Below are 17,075 nucleotides of genomic sequence, written 5' to 3'. Positions count from 1 at the left end.
AAGATGAAGCGACGCACAACCCTTCTGATCCTCGCCATGACGCTGTCCAGCCACGCCACCCCCTCCTCCCATGTCGATGTCAGCGAAGGAGCAACGTTGGCCGGAAATGGGTCCATTGATGGCACCCTCACCGTTCATGGAACCCTCGCTCCCGGACCATCGGCCGACTCTGCGTTCTCCGGCAATCCCATCCTTCCCGGTTGGACTGCCGATCCCGAGGGGATCATCTTCGGAGACCGCTACTGGATCTACCCGACTTACTCTGCACCCTACGAAGAGCAGCTTCACTTCGACGCCTACTCCTCCTCCGACCTTGTCACTTGGACCCCACATCCGCGTGTCCTCGAGACGAAACACATCTCGTGGGCCCATCGCGCCCTATGGGCACCCTCCATCATTGAAAAGGATCAACGCTACTACCTCATCTTCAGTGCAAACGACATTCAGAACGATGCCCAATTGGGCGGCATCGGTGTCGCCGTCGCCGATTGCCCCGAAGGTCCCTTCCAAGACCTCATCGGTCGTCCACTCGTGGATCAATTTCACCATGGCGCTCAACCCATCGACGCGTTCGTCTTCAGGGATGAGGACGGCAGCCACTACCTCATCTATGGAGGTTGGGGACACTGCAACATCACACGTCTTTCCGATGACTTCAAAAGAGTGCTGCCGATGGAAGAAGGCGGAGAAACCTTTGTCTCCATCACTCCTGAAGGCTATGTCGAGGGTCCCTTCATGTTCCGCCGCGGCGGAAAATACTATTTCATGTGGTCAGAAGGAGGCTGGACCGGACCCAACTATCGGGTCGCCTACGCCATATCCGATGCCATCACCGGTCCGTGGACCCGGCTGGACACCATTCTCCAACAGGATGCCTCGGTGGCCACTGGGGCCGGTCACCATTCCGTGATCCACTCGCCGAATTCCGATCGATATTTCATCGTCTATCACCGCCGTCCCCTCGGCGAGACCGACGGCAATCACCGAGTCACCTGCATCGATGAAATGCATTTCGACGAGGAGGGCCACATCCTCCCCGTCACCCTCACTTTCAAAGGCGTGCAGGCAGCCCCTCTTCAGCCCTGACCTCCACATCGAAGTCGGATTCCTGGGCCGATGTCCTCAAAGGTCCTCGGTGATCGCATCCTCACGAGGTAACTCCCTTTTGAGCAACCACCGCAGAGCCTTCTCCTGAACGGACGGCGGAGCCAGCTGATGCCCCCCCTCGAAGGCATGCACGCTGATTTCGCACCCTACGGACTGCAATCGATCCGCATCGTCATCGAGCCACTGCTTCGCCCCCACATCTTTATCGCCATTCATCATCGCCACGCGCATCGATGGATAGGGCAGGCCTCGATATTTCGGTCCTCCCAGCCATCCCCCAGCCGCCAGAATCCCTGCCCAAGGCCGATCCACCTGAGCCGCATAGTGATACGCTCTCCATGCTCCTCCTGACATCCCGCCCATGTAAACCTGCTGAGGATCATGCGCCACCGCACTCTCGACCTGTGGAAGCACCTCACGGAATCGCGCCAAAAGGGCCGCTTCTTCCTCCGGATCATCATCCGTATTTTGAAAGCTTTCGAAAGACACCAAAGTGATCTCCAATTTCGCCGCGGCCTCCAAATAGCGATAGATCGAACGACGTCCATCGCCCCCTGGATGAAAGAGCATCAATAGGGGGCGGGCTTCCGCGGCCTCTGCATCCTCCGGCTGATAGACAGCATAAACGGTGGGATAGTCACCGTGAGTTTCATGCTCCGTCACCGTTCCCCCTACTTCCGCGAGCAGCGCGCGGGCCTCTTCATCCTTCTCCACCCATTGCAAAACCCAGGCGCGGTCGAGGGTCGAGAGATCGCGATTCTTGAGCTCAAACTCCTCGCGATTCGGTCGACGCAGCGTCACCTCCTGATTCGCTTCATCATACGCCACAATCTCAGCCTCCACTTCCGTGCCCGACGCCAAAGTCCATGTGCGCATTTGGTCGTTTGCCCATAAGGTCGAGAAGCCAACCATCGCCAACGTCGCTCCCAGGACATGACCAGAAATTCTCATATCGAGATCATCCCGCCATCGCCCCATTCGCCAAGGCCTTTTGCCTGTCATCTTGGCCTCTCCTGGATCTCTCTCAGAAGAATCGGAACGAGGCGAGGACGCATCAAAACCGAGTCCTCGAACGTCCCTTTCACCTCCCGCCGACCTCAGCTTCACCTCGACACCGGCGGATGACAAGGACGGTTCGGTCATCTTGAGCGGGTGCATTCTCTGAAAATTCCTCAACACAGCGGACACAAGCAGTTGCAAGTGCCTGAGCCGATTCCATCTCTTTTCTGAGGAGATTCTTGGCCCCTTCTAATCCCCAACAAGAGCCCTCGCCATTTCGCGCCTCAAAAAATCCATCCGACAGCGCCAGAAACACGTCGCCTTCATCAAACAAGGTCACTTCCGGAACGTAATCCGCAGGCATGCGCATCAACCCCAATGGGGGACGCTGTGCATGCATGACTTCAACTTTCTTGCTCTTTTCCCGCCATAACAGCAGTGGTGCCTGCCCAAAACTAATCCAACGAAACAAACACCTTTGACGATCCAATCTCCCCATCAACAAAGTCATAAAATGACCGTCCGGCAAATCGTCGCATAGCTGTTCATTCATCGACTCGACCAACACCCTGTGATGGACTCCCAGACGAATCGATGCTCTTAAAATTGCGCGCAGCTCGGTCGCGATCAGAGCAGGGGCCATCCCATGCCCCATCGCATCCCCTAGGAGGAGCACCAGATGATTCACCTCCTCAGCGGGACAAATCCGATATCCGGGCGTCACGACCCGCGGTTCCACGGGGATCGCATCAAAGAAGTCCCCGTTATTCCACGACGCTGGCGCCGTCTGCCCCGCCACCTCAAATCCTGGCACTTTGGGGATCTTGCGCGGATGGCTCGCCTCCTGAACCAGCTTCGACCACTCCAACTCGCGCCGCAACCCAGGAGGAATGCTCTCCAGATCCAGATGTCCTGACTCCATCGTAGGCAGCTTACGGGAAAGGCCCTTGGGAACTCAAGCGTTGAGCTCGCGCGTTGACCTTCCTCCCGCCTTCCCTCAAACCCCTCTCCGACCACACTTGGGGTCCCGAACCATGGGAAATCGAGATGACAAACGATTCTGGTACCGTTGTGCCCACCTCCTCATGCGGCTCCCTCCGGATCAAGCGATTCCGAGAATTCTCAGATCCTTGGGCCGAGCCCACCGCGCGGATCGAGCGTGGCTACTTCGCTACAATCGAGGCTTCACCCATTTTTGGAACGCCTACGAATGGACCCGTGGTGATGCCACTGCCCACGTGGAAGAACTGCAGGGCATTCCCGTCGAGATGGCAGCCTGGCTGCATGAGAGACTCCTGCTCGACCAACCTGTCCAAATTTCCGACGTCGCTCAGATGCCCCGCCGAGCTCGCGCTCTCCAGGCTGAATTTCGGCGCCAGGGCATTACCTCTCTACTTTCGGTTCCTATCTTCCACCGCGGCCGTCTGGCATTTCAGATCGGCTACGACGCCACTCAAAGGTCTGAAAGTTGGAGCGATCCCGAGATCGATCAACTCCGCCAAGTCGGACGACTGCTCGCATTGCTATTGCTTTCCGATCCTACCCGCGATGCCGACCCGGCCCCTCCAGTGTCTCAGGTCCATCTTCATCAAGCCTCGCGCCACCACTCCCTGCCTCTTGAGGAGATCACCCACATCACCGCCCTCGGCGACTACAGCCGAGTCCATTTTCTCGATGGTCGAGACCTCTCCGATGCGCGCAGCCTGAGACAGTGGGAATCAGAGCTCACACCGGTGCGCTTTCTGAGAATCAATCGGTCCACCATCGTCAACCTCCTTTGCCTGGAATCCCTCGACCGCAAAGGCGGCGCGTGGAAACTCTCCCTCCGCGGCCTTGCCTCCTCCCTCTCTGTCGGCCGCCCCTTTCGGGCTGCCCTTCGGCAGCGCCTCGACTTCTAGCGCCGCATCCAACGGGCAAATGTCGCTCATCGGATAATCATGTCGTTCATCGGCACCCGATTGTCCCCGGCTCTGCCCGACATCTAATCGCTGCCCACCGACACCATCGGCCTCCGACTCGATGCCTCTTTCACCGCATCCCTCAGAGTCATTCGAAATGGACGGTGTGCACCCGATTGCCCCAACATGCCCGCACCCACTGCCCAGCTGCTCGTCCCCTTCCTCATCACGGCCACCCTGCATGCCGTTCCGGTCACCTACGTCGCCAAGACGTTCACCCCCGATCCCTCCTCGCCCTCTGCCGTTGTGTGGAATCAGGGTCAACCGAATGAAGTGTCCGGATTGAGCCTGGGCACTCAGGCATTCACTTCGATCCAACATGCCGTAGATGCCACCGATCCAGGTGGCCTCGTTTACCTTGCAGCCGGTGAATACGCCGAAGGGGCGGAGATCCTCATCGAGAAAAGCCTGTCCGTCATCGGATCCGGTGCTTCAGAAACCCTCCTCACCGGAAGCAGCAACGGAGACTCCATCTGGCAAAGCGGAGAACACCGACTGCTGCGAATCCAGGGAAAAACCCATCACATTGAACTCCACGGTCTCACCCTCCACCACGGCACGGATCCCGCCAGCAATCAATCCAGCGGAGCGGGCGGTGGTGGTATCCTCCTCGATGACGCCGAACTGGTCCTCCACCACTGCGTCATCCGTAACAATGTCACCACGCATGGAGGCGGCGGTCTTCACATTCGCCGCGGGCACCTTACCGTCATCGCTTCCAGCATCTCCGACAACCTTGCTCATGGCGACTACGGCGGTGGGATTTACCTCGATCTCGGAGGCTCCCTCACCGTCGACCGCTCGACCCTCCATGGCAACTCCGGCGTTCGCGGAGGTGGCATCTACAATGAGTCGGGAGCCCTCTGCATCAGCCGCTCGACGGTTCACGGCAACCGAGCCCAATCCCTGGGTGCCGGCATCTACACCGGTTACGGTCCCGTCGAAGTCCTAGAGTCCACCATCACCGGCAACTCAGTCACCTCCACCATCGTTCTGGGCAGCCTCTATGGGGGCGGCATCGCCTCGCCACGCCAGGCAGCTCCGTATCAATCAAAAACCCAAGTCTATCATACCGCTCCCTCTCTCACCCTGCGAAACTCCATTGTCGCGGGAAACTCCGCCGCCACGGAAAGCCCCGACCTCGCCCAGGAAGAAGCCCTCATCTTCCAAGGCACCAACTTCATAGGCGATCTGGAAGGCAGTGGTCTCACCCCTGAAATTCCGGGACTCCTCACCTTTGAGCCGGGAGAATCCCTTGCCGATCTGCTCGAAACCGACGGGGAAGGACAACCCCTCCTCGCCAATCACGGCGGCCCCACACTCACCGTTGCCCTCGCGTCCCATAGTCGCGCCCGCAATGCCGGTACGAACACTGTCGTACCACCATCCCTGATCAGCACGGACCAACGAGGCTCTGGATACCCACGCTCCCTCGAAAGCGCGATCGACCTCGGAGCCATCGAATCCGGCGCCCCCGTCATCGAATTCGCTTATCCCCATCAGCTGCCCCCCTCTCTTGGCACAGCCGCCAACGGCTCCCTCTCCATCGCCTTCAATCAGGATATCTCACCTGGCAGCGGCTCCCTAAGGATTCATGATGTCCACTCTGGAGCCCTGCTCGACACCATCCCCGCCAGCCAGATCCGACAAGATGGCCCGGTATGGACCTTTTTCCCTCAGATCGATCCCGGCACCACCTTCCGATTGGAGATTCCTGCCGGCATCGTCATCAACTCACTCGGGCAATCCTTTTCGGCCACGGGTGCTGGCGCTCCAGTCTTCACCTTTTCGCCGACCACCGTCTATGTCGCTCCTGCCAGCGACTTTCTCCCCCCCCACCCGGCTCCAGGCTCCTCCGTCGTCTGGGCTTCAGCCACGGCCACGGTCCCTCATCTCGTTTTCGGCACCAACGCCTTCTCATCGCTCCAGGACGCGATCGATTCTGTCGCCCTCGGAGGCACCATCCTCCTCGCGGAGGGCACCTACGATGAAGGGGCGGAAATGACCATCTGTCGCAGCGTGACGCTTCAAGGCGAGGGAGCCGATCGCACGCTCCTCACAGGAAATTCCAATGGCGACCTAACCCCTCATCCGGGCGAGCACCGGGTGTTGAAAATTTCCGGCTCCGCCACCCAGGTTTCCCTTCATGATCTTGCCATCGTCCAGGGACTCTCGGCAGCCACCACTCGTGATCTCTCGTCTGGCGCCGCCATCGACAGTACCGCGGAAGCCCTCGCCCTCTTCAATTGCCGCATCGCAGACCATCTCTCCATCGGCGTGAGCGATGCCGCCGTGCGGAAATACGGAGGGGATGTTCACGGAGGAGCCATCGCGTGCCGGGGTGGTTCGTTCTACGCCGAAAACTGCGAATTCTCTGGGAACCGCGCCTGGGGAGGCTCATCCCTCACCTCCGTAGGTGGGGATGCCCATGGCGGAGCTCTCGCCATCTACGATGGATCCCTCCAATTGTCTCATTGCCGATTCACGAACAATGCCGCGAGAGGCGGCACCGGCTCGACCAACTCCACCACCCTCGGCCGCTCAGCATGGGGCGGTGCATTAGTCGCGACTGGGCCGGCTCATATCACCGACTCCGTCTTCTCTGAAAACATCGCTCAAGGAGGAGACGGATCCATTCACCTCAAGACCGATGGTGGTGCCTACGCAGGCAGTGGTGCCTGTTGCTTCACCCATCGCGATTCGGTCATCATCGAGCGCTCCGATTTCGCCAATAATTCCGCCACCGCTGGTTTGATGAGCGGCGGCCATGTCTATGGCGGAGCGATTGAAGCCGACGTCCTCCGTCTCGTCGACAGCACCGTTCGCGACAATGCTGTCCATGCCCACTCGGAAGAAAGCGGCAGCGAATCCATCGCCGGGGGAGGCATCTTTGCTCAGGAGCTAGAGCTCATCCAATCGACCATTTCCGGCAACTCGGCCCATGGAGGAATCGTCTTCACCTCCTGGGTCTTTGGAGGCGGTGTTGTGGCTTCCCAGAAACTCCACCTCGACCAAACCACCATCACCGGAAACTCCGCCCACCGCGGCACGCTCCATCCCGACGGCACCCTGTTCCCCTTCTATCTCCACCTTGAAGCCACGGAAGGAGGGGTTTCGACCTCACAGGCAACACAAATCACCCTCCGCAACAGCATCATCGCTGGCAATACGGCTTCGTCTACCCAGCAGGAAGTAGGCGGCGTCATCGTGCCCGTTGACGACATCGTCCACGACCTCAAAGCCGGAACCAACCCTATCCAGTTCTTTGGCACCAACTTCCTTGGAGACGCCTCCGATTGTGGACAGGAGACCTCCGCAACGCTGCTTAGCTTTGAGTCGACCTCTTCCAGCCTGAGTGACCTTCTCGACCCGGTGATCGCCGATCTCGGCGGCCCTGCGCCCACTCATGCTCTTCTACCCGAAAGCCCGGCCGTCGACTCCGCAACACAAGGAACCGCGTGGGAATTCGATCAACGAGGACAAGCTCGCGACCAAGGCCGCGGGCGCGATCTCGGCGCCTTCGAACTTTCCCCTCAGTATCTCACCGTCACCACCGCCAACGATGAAAATGATGCCCATCCCAGCGATGGAAATGGATGGAGCTTGCGCGAAGCCATCACCGCCGCCAACGCCCAACCGGGCCTCAGCATCATCGATTTCGACCTCGATGGCACTCTTCCCATCACCTCCGCGCTGCCGTCTCTCACCGGAAAGGTGGACATCGTCGGACCCGGCGCCGACCAACTGGAGATCACTCGCGACAGCAGCTCCGGTTTCCGTATCCTTGACGTGGGCACCACTGCAAACGTTCACCTCCGTGGCCTCACCCTTTCCAACGGAAATCCCCGTGCCAACGGCGGAGGCATCGCCAACGCTGGCACCCTGCGGGTCGATCAATGCACCATCGCAGGCAATGCCAACCGCTCCAACGGGCTCGCGCTGAGCTATGGCGGCGGTATCTTCAATCAGGGCCATCTCACAATCACCCAATCGGCCATCCTCAACAATGTCTCAGCCTTCGCAGGGGGCGGCATCAGCAATCATGACGGCTATTTGAAGATCGAAAACACCCTCATCGACGGCAACAGCATTCAGAGCTTCGGAACCCAATGGGGGGGCGGCATTCAAAATGACAGTGGAACCGTGAACCTCACCCACGTGACCCTCACGCAAAACTCCGCCACCACTGGCGCGAACCTCCTCACCTATCTTGGAACGGTGACCCTCAGTCGTTCGATCGTTGCCCTCCCGGTAGGTGGCGCCAATCTCGAATACAGCGACACCACCGATCTCATTTCCTCTGGCTTCAACCTTTGCGACGATTCCTCGCTCTACCGTATCTTCACCACCGATCTCACTCTTACCGATGCACGACTGGGCCCGGTGGGCATGCACGGGGGCCCCACCCCAAGTCGCATCCTCTTGGCCGATAGCCCTGCGATCGATGCAGGGGACCTCTGGGCGAGCAGCCCACTGATCCTCGATCAGCGAGGTTATCCCCGCATTCACGGATCCCAGCCGGATATCGGTGCCACCGAGTACTTTCCCGACCTTGTTTCTCCTTCCCCCGAAATGGACTTCGCAGCCGGGTTCGCAACCGGCATCTCCCTTGAGGCCCTTTTCGCAGGCGTCACGGGTGGATCAGGCAGCCCACTTTCCTTGGTCTCTGTGTCCGATCCTTCCGATTCAAGAAGTACGATTTTTCTCGTTGATGGCTATCTTATCTACCAGCCGGCACCAGGCCAGTCGACCGGGGAAACCCTCACTTTTGTATTCACGGATGGAGTCCGGGAATACACGGCAAGCCTCCTCGTCTCACCGGGTGCCCAGCCCCCTCCGAATCCCACGTCCAGCCTGACCCGCAACTCGCAATCCGCCACGCTCTCCGTTGCGGCTGCGCCCTTTCAATTCTATCAACTGGAAAGCAGCGACGACCTCGCTCCAAGCTCTTGGAGTCGGGTGGGCGAAGCCCGGTTGAGCCTTCCCGGACAGACTCTCCAGTTCTCCGATTTCGGGCCCCTGCCCTCTCGCCGCTTTTATCGGATCATCCTCGCCAATGGGCCACGGGGATCTCAATGATTTCCGTGGTCGACCTCATGCTGCCGATAATGATCGCGCAGCATGTCGCGCCCAAAATCCCCATCAAAGCTTCGCCAGACCGTGTGCACATGGTTGGCATCATTCTGGGTGTTCGCCGCTTCCATGATGAACGTCGGTCCCTGCACCCGATAATACCAGGGCTTCCCGTCTTCAGTTCCACCCGCCCATCCAAAGTGGATCTTCTCGACACCCGCCGCCTCGATCTTCTTCCAATCCGCCTCTGCCCAGATTGCTCGGTGACGTCCGGTATAAACCTGAATCAACGCGATCAACGCCTCCTTTGCTGCCGGGCTCATGTCCTCAACGGCAATACCCACGAGCTTCGTGGCGTCCGCCTTGCGCTGCTCGCCGGTGAGAATCTCCGCAGGGGCTTCCGTGCTGAAAACCACTTCATCCCGACCTTCCTTCAGCAACAGAGTGACCAAAGCCTTCGCCCGCTCCTCCTCCGCTCGCAGGACCTTCAATCCCTGATGCTCACCCAGACGGACCTCCCCGGGGTTCGAACCGATGAACGAAGGCGTCACCACGAGGGTTTCTCCCCCGACGATGGTGTAGTTTAACGAAAGGTGATGCCCCTCAAACTTCCACCCCCATCCGCTCGCAGCTCCGGGGTCTCCAAACAGAGAAAGGTAGTATTTCCCGGGATCGCGGTATTCGGGTCGACCCTCCAAATCACGGAGCACCCCTTCAAGAACCCTCACTTGATCGGCCTTCAGTCTCCCTTCTTCACTCAATGCCGTATCCAGCAGAGCCATCGCGGCTTCCCGCTGCTCAGGCTCCATCCGATCCAATGGCAATCCGCTTCGCTCCCGTGGCGTGTACCGGAAGTCTTCACGTGCATCACTTTGGAAGGGAAATACCGCATCCTTCCGCTGAGCCTCCGTCAATAACTTCATCAAGGCCTCGGCGGCTGACTGCATCCCAGCGGTCGCAGGTGCCTCCGCGGCTGCCAATGGCAGCGACCAAAGAAGTGAAAACAGAAAGGTGGGCATTTTCATGGCAATCTCCGCCATACGCCCCGGAGCGCGAAGATCTCACAATCCTCGACAAAATCTCCTCACTCCCATCTCCCGCACTTGCTGAAACATCCTACAAGAATGCCTCCAAACCATCCCCTGACTCAGCTCGAGATCACAAAGCGCCTTCGGCTCCTCGAAAACCCCCCTCTGCCCCACAAAAACGCCGACCCCGGCCATGCTGAGGCAAGAGGGGTCGGCGAATAAATCACCCTACTCGACAGACAAATAGATGCGGAAATCCATCGCTTCGGTGGAGGGATTCGTCACATCCACCCGCTGCAGGTCGTCGCGATCGAACGTCAACGTCATGGCCTTGTCCAAGCCCTCTTCTACCGAAGCCTTGCCGACATCGATCATGCCGTCGCGCGTGTCCTCAATGAAGCTCAGCTTCATCTTCTGACCCTTCTTTCCCTGAATCTGATAGACCTTGGATTCCCCGCCGTTGAGGTGCAAATCCCACACCACCGAAGGACTGTCCGCCGTCAGCGCAATGATTTCCCCCTCAACGGCATCGCCGCCTACCCACTTCAGCAGGGCATCGGCTGCTTGCTTGGAGCCCTTCAAATCAAAGGTGCGGCTGTAGTCACGGATCGTCACATGCAAAGCCTTGGCTTCCACCAAGGTGGCAAGGAAATCTGTGTTCTCATCCACGTCGATCCGAACCATCGCATCCTGGCCATTGGTGAGGCCGTCATGCAGACTCGCCGCCGCAGGCAAGGCAGGCGTGTCGCCGCCTCCGACACCTGAGAAGGAGTAGCTGGCCAGCGCACTCGAAGCATTTTCGGGGAATGCAGGAAAAACCTTGTTGTCGAAGAACATGAACGTCGAAACCTTGTCTCCAAGGAAATATCGGAAAAGCGTTCCATCATCGTTGCTTCGCTCCATCATCGCGTGGACGGTCTTCCCATCCTGCGAGAAAGTGGTGATCGTCCACCCACCGGCTTCGCCTCGGGAGACTTCTTGATAGGCCGCAGGAGGCTCCTCTTGAGCCATCGCCGATAGCGACATAAGGCTGAGCGAGATACCGACAATATAGGGGACTGGGGACTTCATGTTTGGGGTGGATTTGATCGGCACTGCGAGAATGGAGAACTCGCCCATTCCCAGGTGGGGATACCCGGAAATGGCCCTTTCCCCAGTGCGCATGCGTCTTCTAGACACCCCCATTCAAATCCGGCAAGTGGGAACCTAGTCTTCGTAGTACTTCACCGACTTTTCTCGGTGGGCACCTCCAACAAACCATACCTCAACAACTGGCGAACCAACTCCGAAACTTCCTCTTCAAGCCCCGGTTGACGGGCAAAATCAGCTCTCTGCCGGAGCTCAGCCACCATCTCTCCACCCGTTCGCCCCTGACCAAAAAGCTCCAGCAGACGCATCAAATTTTCATCGATTTGACCATCATACGCCAGCTTCCCCGGGCTGGTGAGGCGGATCGTCCTGCGTTGCCAATGCGCTCCCTGCAGCTGCATCTGCATTTCAGCATGGATTCCTGCCGCTGGACGAAATGCCAAATCGAGCAGGTTCTCCGATACCTGACGTAGCCAACTTCGATTGTCGAAGATTCGCCTCAACTCCTCACCTGCGCCCATCTGAATCCCCCCGGCGGCTCTTGAATCCGTCTCGCTCCATTCTTCTCCCTGCTCGCACGCTTGGAGCACGACGAATCCACTGCTGATGCGATGAATGCCGCGCTCCCGATAGAATTTCATCCAGCGCTCAAACTCCACACCCAATGCCGCACCGCGAAACCGAGGATCCCCGCGCAGCCACCGCCTTGCATACTCGCCAGGTCCGGCACAGTCGCTTTGGAACAGCCATCGCCTCACTCCGTCCTCTGGGATCACTTGAAGAGGCCTCTCCCGCCAATCGTCATCGTTCGAGTGACACCAGTGGATCAAAGCCACAGCCAGCCCCCCGGTTTCCAAATGATCGTTCAAGGACCGCAGCGCCCGCAGACAGATCCCTTCCTCTCCCTCAGGCGCCTCTCGGAACATCAGGCTACCGCCCGGCGATTGCACATAGGGCAAATTGGCGGCAATGCGGTCATACTTCCGCCCCTTCAAACCGGCGAAAAGATCGCTCTTCACCCATTCGATGCCATCGACGCCTGCCAGCCTGGCATTGAACTTCGCGAGGTCCAAAGCACGGGCATTGAGATCACTCGCGGTAACCTGCCATCCCTCATGGCAAAACCTCCCCGAAAGCCAACCAACGCCACATCCCAATTCAAGAAAGCGCCCTCGGCCTCTGCCCGAAATCAAGGCTGCCAGCAGCCGACTTGAAGGGCCTACACCCATCACATAGTCGCCCTCCCCATGGTGCTGACGCGAAAGAAAATCGCTCACCACCCACCCCTCCGCTTGAGGGGACAACTGAAACCGCGCCGCAACTTTCCCGCCCTTCGCTTCCAACAAGCCCAGTTCACATAACGAACTCAGCTCCACACCCAACAAACGCAAGGCTGGGTCCACCTCCACCTCCTGAGCCAGCAGAAACAAACGGATCGCCGTGCCGAGGGGGTCCCCGTCCTCAAACTCGTGCTCCACCAGTCCAGCGTCGCTCTGAATCGATGCCACCGAGCCAAACCCCAATGCTTCGAGATGCGACGCCATGAAACCAGCCTTCGCCAGAGACTGCCGCAAGGGCCGCGGGTCCCACCCATCCAGATCGCCGAAGACTCGCTCGTCCATCTCGCCTCTCATGGCAGCCGCTCCACCTTGAAAAATCCAAGGCTCGCCTGACGCATCACTTCCTTTTGAGTCGACTCCGCCTCGCCAACAACTTGTTGCAACTCCACAAACGGAGTCAGCAAATCGGGCGACCACAAAATGCGATAGCTCACTCCCTCCTGGCTGTTCCAGCGCAGCCGCCACTGCTCCGGCGCTTCCGGATCGATCTCAATCTCCACCTTGAAAAAGGAACTCCCGGATGTGGGGTCGGTGCCGGCCAAAAATTCACTCAAATTGGATTGGCCATCATGGTCGAGATCCAGAGCGCCATCATCACTCTCCAGGTCCAAACCGTATTCCAATTCCCAGGCATCCGCCATCCCGTCGTCGTCTCCATCTTGAGAAATCCCATCCAGAGAGACCTCCACTTCATCCTTCGAATCGGCCCGATATCGATAAGTGAGACGGGTCACCGCAAACGCCACTTCTTCCGAAAAGGCATCGTCGCCCATCGCGGAAGGTCTCACCGCCGTAACAAAAACGCCATCCATCTCCAAGCGACAGAAAACACTCTTCTCATCGTCGGGAAGCATCCACTCCAGCACAGCGCCATCAAATCGCCGACCCGTCAAGCAAGCCTCGAGCAGCAAGGGAGAGCTGCGATCGATCGCCTTTTGAAGGGAAAAGGAAGTCTCTTTTCCTCCGCCATCCGGCCCTTTCAAAACATATCCCGTGATCTCGATCCAATCCTCGTGCCCCACATCCGTGGCTTCCCCAGGAAGATCCTCCGCCAACTGCAAATACTGAGCCTCCGCGAATCCCGCGGAAACCATCCACCCAATCAACGGGGCAATGACGCCGATCCGGCTCACGATCTTATTTCACAGCGGTGAAGTCGAAGGTCGCTTCCGACGTCGGAGACGCAGAAACCTCGCCTGTCTTGAGATCGATGGCGTAGTAAGTCACCTCAATCTTCGCGTAATTCAGACTGACCTCCTCAGTGGGCACGGCATCTTCCGACTGCCCCTGGGAGACCGAAGAAATCAAAACATCCTCCAATACGATTCGGTAATACGCCTTTCGCGAGGACAAGTTGGCCGGCACAAAATCGAACGCAATCTGTCCAATGCGATCCCCCTGCAGGCACTTCAGGAACAAGGGTGGAGACGCCTTATCGACGACCTTCGAAATCACCAAACTACTCTGAGAAGGTCTCCCATCCGAAGTCAGTCCCGTGCTCGTGAAAGTCACCGGCCGGGCCACCGCAAAAGAGACGCTGCTCAGCTCCACCCACTTCTGGTGCTCTGAGTCCGTCGCCTCTCCCTCCACGCCATCGATCTTCATGTAGGCATCAATCGCCGCTTGCGAAGAGCTTCCCATGAGAAGCACCGTTGGCGCGACCAGAGCAAGCGAGCCAGAGAGGGACGAGGGCCGTTTCATCGTAGAGGTCAGGTTGGGTGAAACCTGAAAACTAGCGGGACCCGTCGAGCACGTCAAGAACCTGAGATCGCCCCCGAAGCTCTCCTTCCTCCCATCGTCCCATCGCACGCGCCAGGAATTTGGTCTTTTCTCCCCTCCGGATTCCATGCAACCTCGCGTTCGGGTCGACGGACGGCCCTCTCGCGAAAGCACTTTGCATCCGCTATCCAACCGCAGGCCCCGTGCTTGCATACCTCCCACCCTAGCCTTGAGCGAGCAGGCCGGTTTCCAAGGTATGCATATGAAATCTGATTCCTCGGCCGAGTCTTCGGCATCGCCTCGTCGCTCGATTCTCGCACTCGCCAAACGGCTCCACCGAGAGGCTCTCCACGGCCCCCCCGCGGCAGCCCTTCCCGTGTTGCGACGGCTTCTGCAATCCGGTGTCATCCGTCACCTCAGTTTGCCGGAATTTTTCCATCAACGGACTCTGGTCCGCCGCAAGCACCTCCTCGAAATGCTCGCCCTGGAAGCGGGTCACTCCCACTGGACGGACTATCGCAAGGTTCTCGAATGCCACCACACGGCGGGCGACGATCATTTCGACCTCCTCGCGCCAGGCATGAGCTCTCTCAATTCTTGGTTCGCCACTTTTGAGGAAGCGCAGGCCTTTGCCCAATGGCATGGGGGACGCTGCGCCCGCCACGGCCGTCAGGGTGTCGTGTTTCCATCGACCTGATCCGCGACTCAAAGGACGTCCCTTCAAGCGAGCCCCACCACGAGGGACGGTCGCCTGGCTTCCGTCCCTCTTCTCTCGTCATCCTCGACGGGAAGACGCGCGATCCCGAATTTGACTTCTGCTTTCCTGATACAGCTTCGCTCTCGCCTGACGGATCAACATCTGAATGTCATACGAGGAGAATTGGAGGCGCTTCCCAAGGAGCTGCAGCGCCTGGGTTTCCTCTGCCGAAATCCGCCCATCCGCCAAAGCCATCTCGGCCATTTCCATGAGCCACTCTCGTGCTTCGCCCGGCTCTTTCGGTCCTTCCAATTGCAGCGACCGACTTTTTCCTGCCTCAATCAACGATTCCACCTCACGCGTCGAAAGTCCGGCCCGCTTCGCATAGGCCTCAAGAATCTTCATTTCCTTCGCATCGATCTCACCATCCGCCAGCATCACTTCCACCAGCCATGCCGCTAACGCGAGTCCCCCGCGGTGGCTGGGAGTCAAAACCTTGGACTGTTCCACCAAAGATTGAATCCAAGGGTCATAGAGTCCCCCACGATATTCCAACACCCAGTCCCAACTGCCGTCCTGGATCACTTGACCGCAATACTCGCATGCCTCCGCGGCACTGCTCGAGACACTCCCGCCACAGCTCGGACAATGGCTCGAGAGCAAACCCTGCTCCAAAGGAGTCCTCACATCCCCCTTTCTCGTCAGGACCAGAATCTCCGTCTGAATCCACTTTTCACCGTCCCGGACGCGTTGACCTGAGGGCTTCTGATAAAATCGGGCACCGCTCCACCGAACCTTCACAAGAGCACGATCCCACGCATCCCCCGGATACAACCCCACCGTCTCCACAGCACCCACCGCCACCTCCCCAGGATAGGCCCTCCCTTTCGAATCAGACACCGCAAAGGTCTTCTCCAGTTTGCTCACGAAGTCATCCGACGCCATCTTCCGGATAGGGCCACTCTTTCCCGCCCGATACGCGGCCATCATCCGCCAAAACACCACACTCGCCTTATCCTCCAAAGCTTGCACCGAAAAACCAGGATCCTTTTTCAACAGCGCCCGCTGACCCGGAACTTGCCCTCCATCCCGGATTTGCCACTCCGAAGCTTGAGTAATCTCCGACAAGACCCAGTCGTAGGCACCACTCTTCACCCGCGATTCGCAACTTTCACACTGCGCGGACTCATTCAGCACCAGCGGACTTCCGCAATTGGGGCATCGTCCTTCGATCAGCCCTCCACCCTTCAAGGTTTTCGCATTCGGGCGCCGAATGAACGACCAGTATTCCGAGAATGCCTCCTCCATCGACGATCCCGACAAGCGCCTCCCTGTGCGCAAATCGACCCGAAAATCTCTCGCCGAAGCGTCCACTCTCACCGTCACCTCATCGTAAACCTGATCAGACTCAACCTGAACCAATTGCATCCGTCGAACCTGCAGATTCTCCATGTGATCCCGCCATCCATCCTCTTTCTGCTCCGCAATCTGAAGTGAGAATCGCTCGTCCACTCCATCGGAAATGAACGCCTGGACATCACCCAAATCCTGCCCACACCAAGCGGTCTGGATCTTCAAGAAAGCCCGATTCACCCGTTCCAGAAATGCCCCCTCATCAAAGCCAGGATCGCGTTGTTCCAACTGCGCCAAGGCCTCCTGACGACGCCGATGCGATTGGATCGCCGCACCCTTGCGGATCACTTGCCCCTGCCGGTAGGCCTCTCCTTTCTGAACCCCTTTCCAACCCGAGGTATAAAATAGCCAAACAACAATCCCCAACAAAGGCACCCCAAACCAGGGCTTTTCGATGCACAACCGTAGCAACCAAAAGATCAACCATCCGAGATCTCCGTCGCCGCCACTGCCACCGCCCCCTCCGCTGAATCCTCCTCCACCAAAGCCTCCGCCCCCTCCACCGCCAAAGCCCCCTCCGCCACCCGCACGGGCCTGCAGCTCACCGAGCCCCACCCCAGCTGCCAAAATCAGGACCATCCACGAACGCGCTCTCATGCAGTGCCCGGAGCAAAACCCGAGACGCCCCTGGAGGCCAGCCCCACTCCCGTCA

12 protein-coding genes are annotated in these 17,075 nt (G+C 58.7%); 4 read left to right on the top strand and 8 right to left on the bottom strand.

Going from position 1 to position 17,075, the window contains the following annotated elements; genetic code table 11:
- Positions 1 to 3 precede the first annotated feature (3 nt).
- On the top strand, positions 4 to 1,086 hold the full coding sequence (locus HNR46_RS14785; protein WP_246418118.1) for a glycoside hydrolase family 43 protein: 1,083 nt from the start codon (positions 4 to 6) through the stop codon (positions 1,084 to 1,086).
- A gap of 36 nt (positions 1,087 to 1,122) precedes the next feature.
- Here the strand turns inward: HNR46_RS14785 and HNR46_RS14780 are convergent, their stop codons facing one another.
- Together HNR46_RS14780 and HNR46_RS14775 are read right to left on the bottom strand one after the other, a co-directional pair.
- Positions 1,123 to 1,983, bottom strand: coding sequence for an alpha/beta hydrolase (locus HNR46_RS14780; RefSeq protein ID WP_184020154.1), 861 nt, complete (start codon positions 1,981 to 1,983; stop codon positions 1,123 to 1,125).
- A gap of 205 nt (positions 1,984 to 2,188) precedes the next feature.
- Positions 2,189 to 3,028: a PP2C family protein-serine/threonine phosphatase gene (locus tag HNR46_RS14775; RefSeq protein ID WP_281375590.1), complete on the bottom strand. Its 840-nt coding sequence runs from the start codon at positions 3,026 to 3,028 to the stop codon at positions 2,189 to 2,191.
- Between HNR46_RS14775 and HNR46_RS14770 the strand changes: the two genes are divergently transcribed.
- Positions 2,997 to 4,004, top strand: a complete 1,008-nt coding sequence (locus HNR46_RS14770) for a LytTR family transcriptional regulator DNA-binding domain-containing protein (RefSeq protein ID WP_343076050.1) — start codon at positions 2,997 to 2,999, stop codon at positions 4,002 to 4,004. The genes HNR46_RS14775 and HNR46_RS14770 overlap by 32 nt on opposite strands.
- Before the next feature lie 186 nt (positions 4,005 to 4,190).
- On the top strand, positions 4,191 to 9,143 hold the full coding sequence (locus tag HNR46_RS14765; RefSeq protein WP_184020148.1) for a choice-of-anchor Q domain-containing protein: 4,953 nt from the start codon (positions 4,191 to 4,193) through the stop codon (positions 9,141 to 9,143).
- Here HNR46_RS14765 and HNR46_RS14760 read toward each other — a convergent pair.
- The 5 genes from HNR46_RS14760 to HNR46_RS14740 all read right to left on the bottom strand — a co-directional run bounded on the left by HNR46_RS14760 (position 9,137) and on the right by HNR46_RS14740 (position 14,295).
- Complete coding sequence (locus HNR46_RS14760) at positions 9,137 to 10,162, bottom strand: DUF3500 domain-containing protein (protein WP_184020146.1); 1,026 nt, start codon at positions 10,160 to 10,162, stop codon at positions 9,137 to 9,139. The two genes, HNR46_RS14765 and HNR46_RS14760, sit on opposite strands and share 7 nt — an antisense overlap.
- A 231-nt stretch (positions 10,163 to 10,393) precedes the next feature.
- On the bottom strand, positions 10,394 to 11,236 hold the full coding sequence (locus tag HNR46_RS14755; RefSeq protein ID WP_184020144.1) for a hypothetical protein: 843 nt from the start codon (positions 11,234 to 11,236) through the stop codon (positions 10,394 to 10,396).
- A 152-nt stretch (positions 11,237 to 11,388) separates the two neighbouring features.
- On the bottom strand, positions 11,389 to 12,876 hold the full coding sequence (locus tag HNR46_RS14750; RefSeq protein WP_184020142.1) for a methyltransferase: 1,488 nt from the start codon (positions 12,874 to 12,876) through the stop codon (positions 11,389 to 11,391).
- An 8-nt stretch (positions 12,877 to 12,884) separates the two neighbouring features.
- Positions 12,885 to 13,727 carry a type VI secretion system tube protein Hcp gene (locus HNR46_RS14745; protein WP_184020140.1) on the bottom strand — a complete coding sequence of 281 codons (843 nt, stop codon included), beginning with the start codon at positions 13,725 to 13,727 and terminating at the stop codon, positions 12,885 to 12,887.
- Positions 13,728 to 13,731: 4 nt separating this feature from the next.
- Entirely contained in the window at positions 13,732 to 14,295 is a 564-nt protein-coding gene (locus tag HNR46_RS14740; protein ID WP_184020138.1) for an Hcp family type VI secretion system effector, read from the bottom strand.
- A gap of 280 nt (positions 14,296 to 14,575) precedes the next feature.
- Between HNR46_RS14740 and HNR46_RS14735 the strand changes: the two genes are divergently transcribed.
- Entirely contained in the window at positions 14,576 to 15,010 is a 435-nt protein-coding gene (locus HNR46_RS14735) for a hypothetical protein (RefSeq protein ID WP_184020136.1), read from the top strand.
- Positions 15,011 to 15,088: 78 nt separating this feature from the next.
- Here the strand turns inward: HNR46_RS14735 and HNR46_RS14730 are convergent, their stop codons facing one another.
- On the bottom strand, positions 15,089 to 17,020 hold the full coding sequence (locus HNR46_RS14730) for a TIM44-like domain-containing protein (RefSeq protein ID WP_184020134.1): 1,932 nt from the start codon (positions 17,018 to 17,020) through the stop codon (positions 15,089 to 15,091).
- Between the last annotated feature and the right edge of the window lie 55 nt (positions 17,021 to 17,075).

This window comes from Haloferula luteola (genome assembly GCF_014201715.1).
Classification (GTDB): domain Bacteria; phylum Verrucomicrobiota; class Verrucomicrobiia; order Verrucomicrobiales; family Akkermansiaceae; genus Haloferula; species Haloferula luteola.
Note: the sequence above shows the minus strand (reverse complement) of the source record. Positions and strands in the feature narration are given on the sequence as shown.

Coding starts and splice junctions, on each gene's coding strand:
- HNR46_RS14770 (WP_343076050.1), top strand. CDS start 2,997: ATGCTCTCCAGATCCAGATGTCCTGACTCCATCGTAGGCAGCTTACGG.
- HNR46_RS14785 (WP_246418118.1), top strand. CDS start 4: ATGAAGCGACGCACAACCCTTCTGATCCTCGCCATGACGCTGTCCAGC.
- HNR46_RS14760 (WP_184020146.1), bottom strand. CDS start 10,162: ATGAAAATGCCCACCTTTCTGTTTTCACTTCTTTGGTCGCTGCCATTG.
- HNR46_RS14740 (WP_184020138.1), bottom strand. CDS start 14,295: ATGAAACGGCCCTCGTCCCTCTCTGGCTCGCTTGCTCTGGTCGCGCCA.
- HNR46_RS14730 (WP_184020134.1), bottom strand. CDS start 17,020: ATGAGAGCGCGTTCGTGGATGGTCCTGATTTTGGCAGCTGGGGTGGGG.
- HNR46_RS14775 (WP_281375590.1), bottom strand. CDS start 3,028: ATGGAGTCAGGACATCTGGATCTGGAGAGCATTCCTCCTGGGTTGCGG.
- HNR46_RS14780 (WP_184020154.1), bottom strand. CDS start 1,983: ATGCGCACATGGACTTTGGCGTCGGGCACGGAAGTGGAGGCTGAGATT.
- HNR46_RS14735 (WP_184020136.1), top strand. CDS start 14,576: ATGAAATCTGATTCCTCGGCCGAGTCTTCGGCATCGCCTCGTCGCTCG.
- HNR46_RS14765 (WP_184020148.1), top strand. CDS start 4,191: ATGCCCGCACCCACTGCCCAGCTGCTCGTCCCCTTCCTCATCACGGCC.
- HNR46_RS14750 (WP_184020142.1), bottom strand. CDS start 12,876: ATGGACGAGCGAGTCTTCGGCGATCTGGATGGGTGGGACCCGCGGCCC.
- HNR46_RS14755 (WP_184020144.1), bottom strand. CDS start 11,236: ATGAAGTCCCCAGTCCCCTATATTGTCGGTATCTCGCTCAGCCTTATG.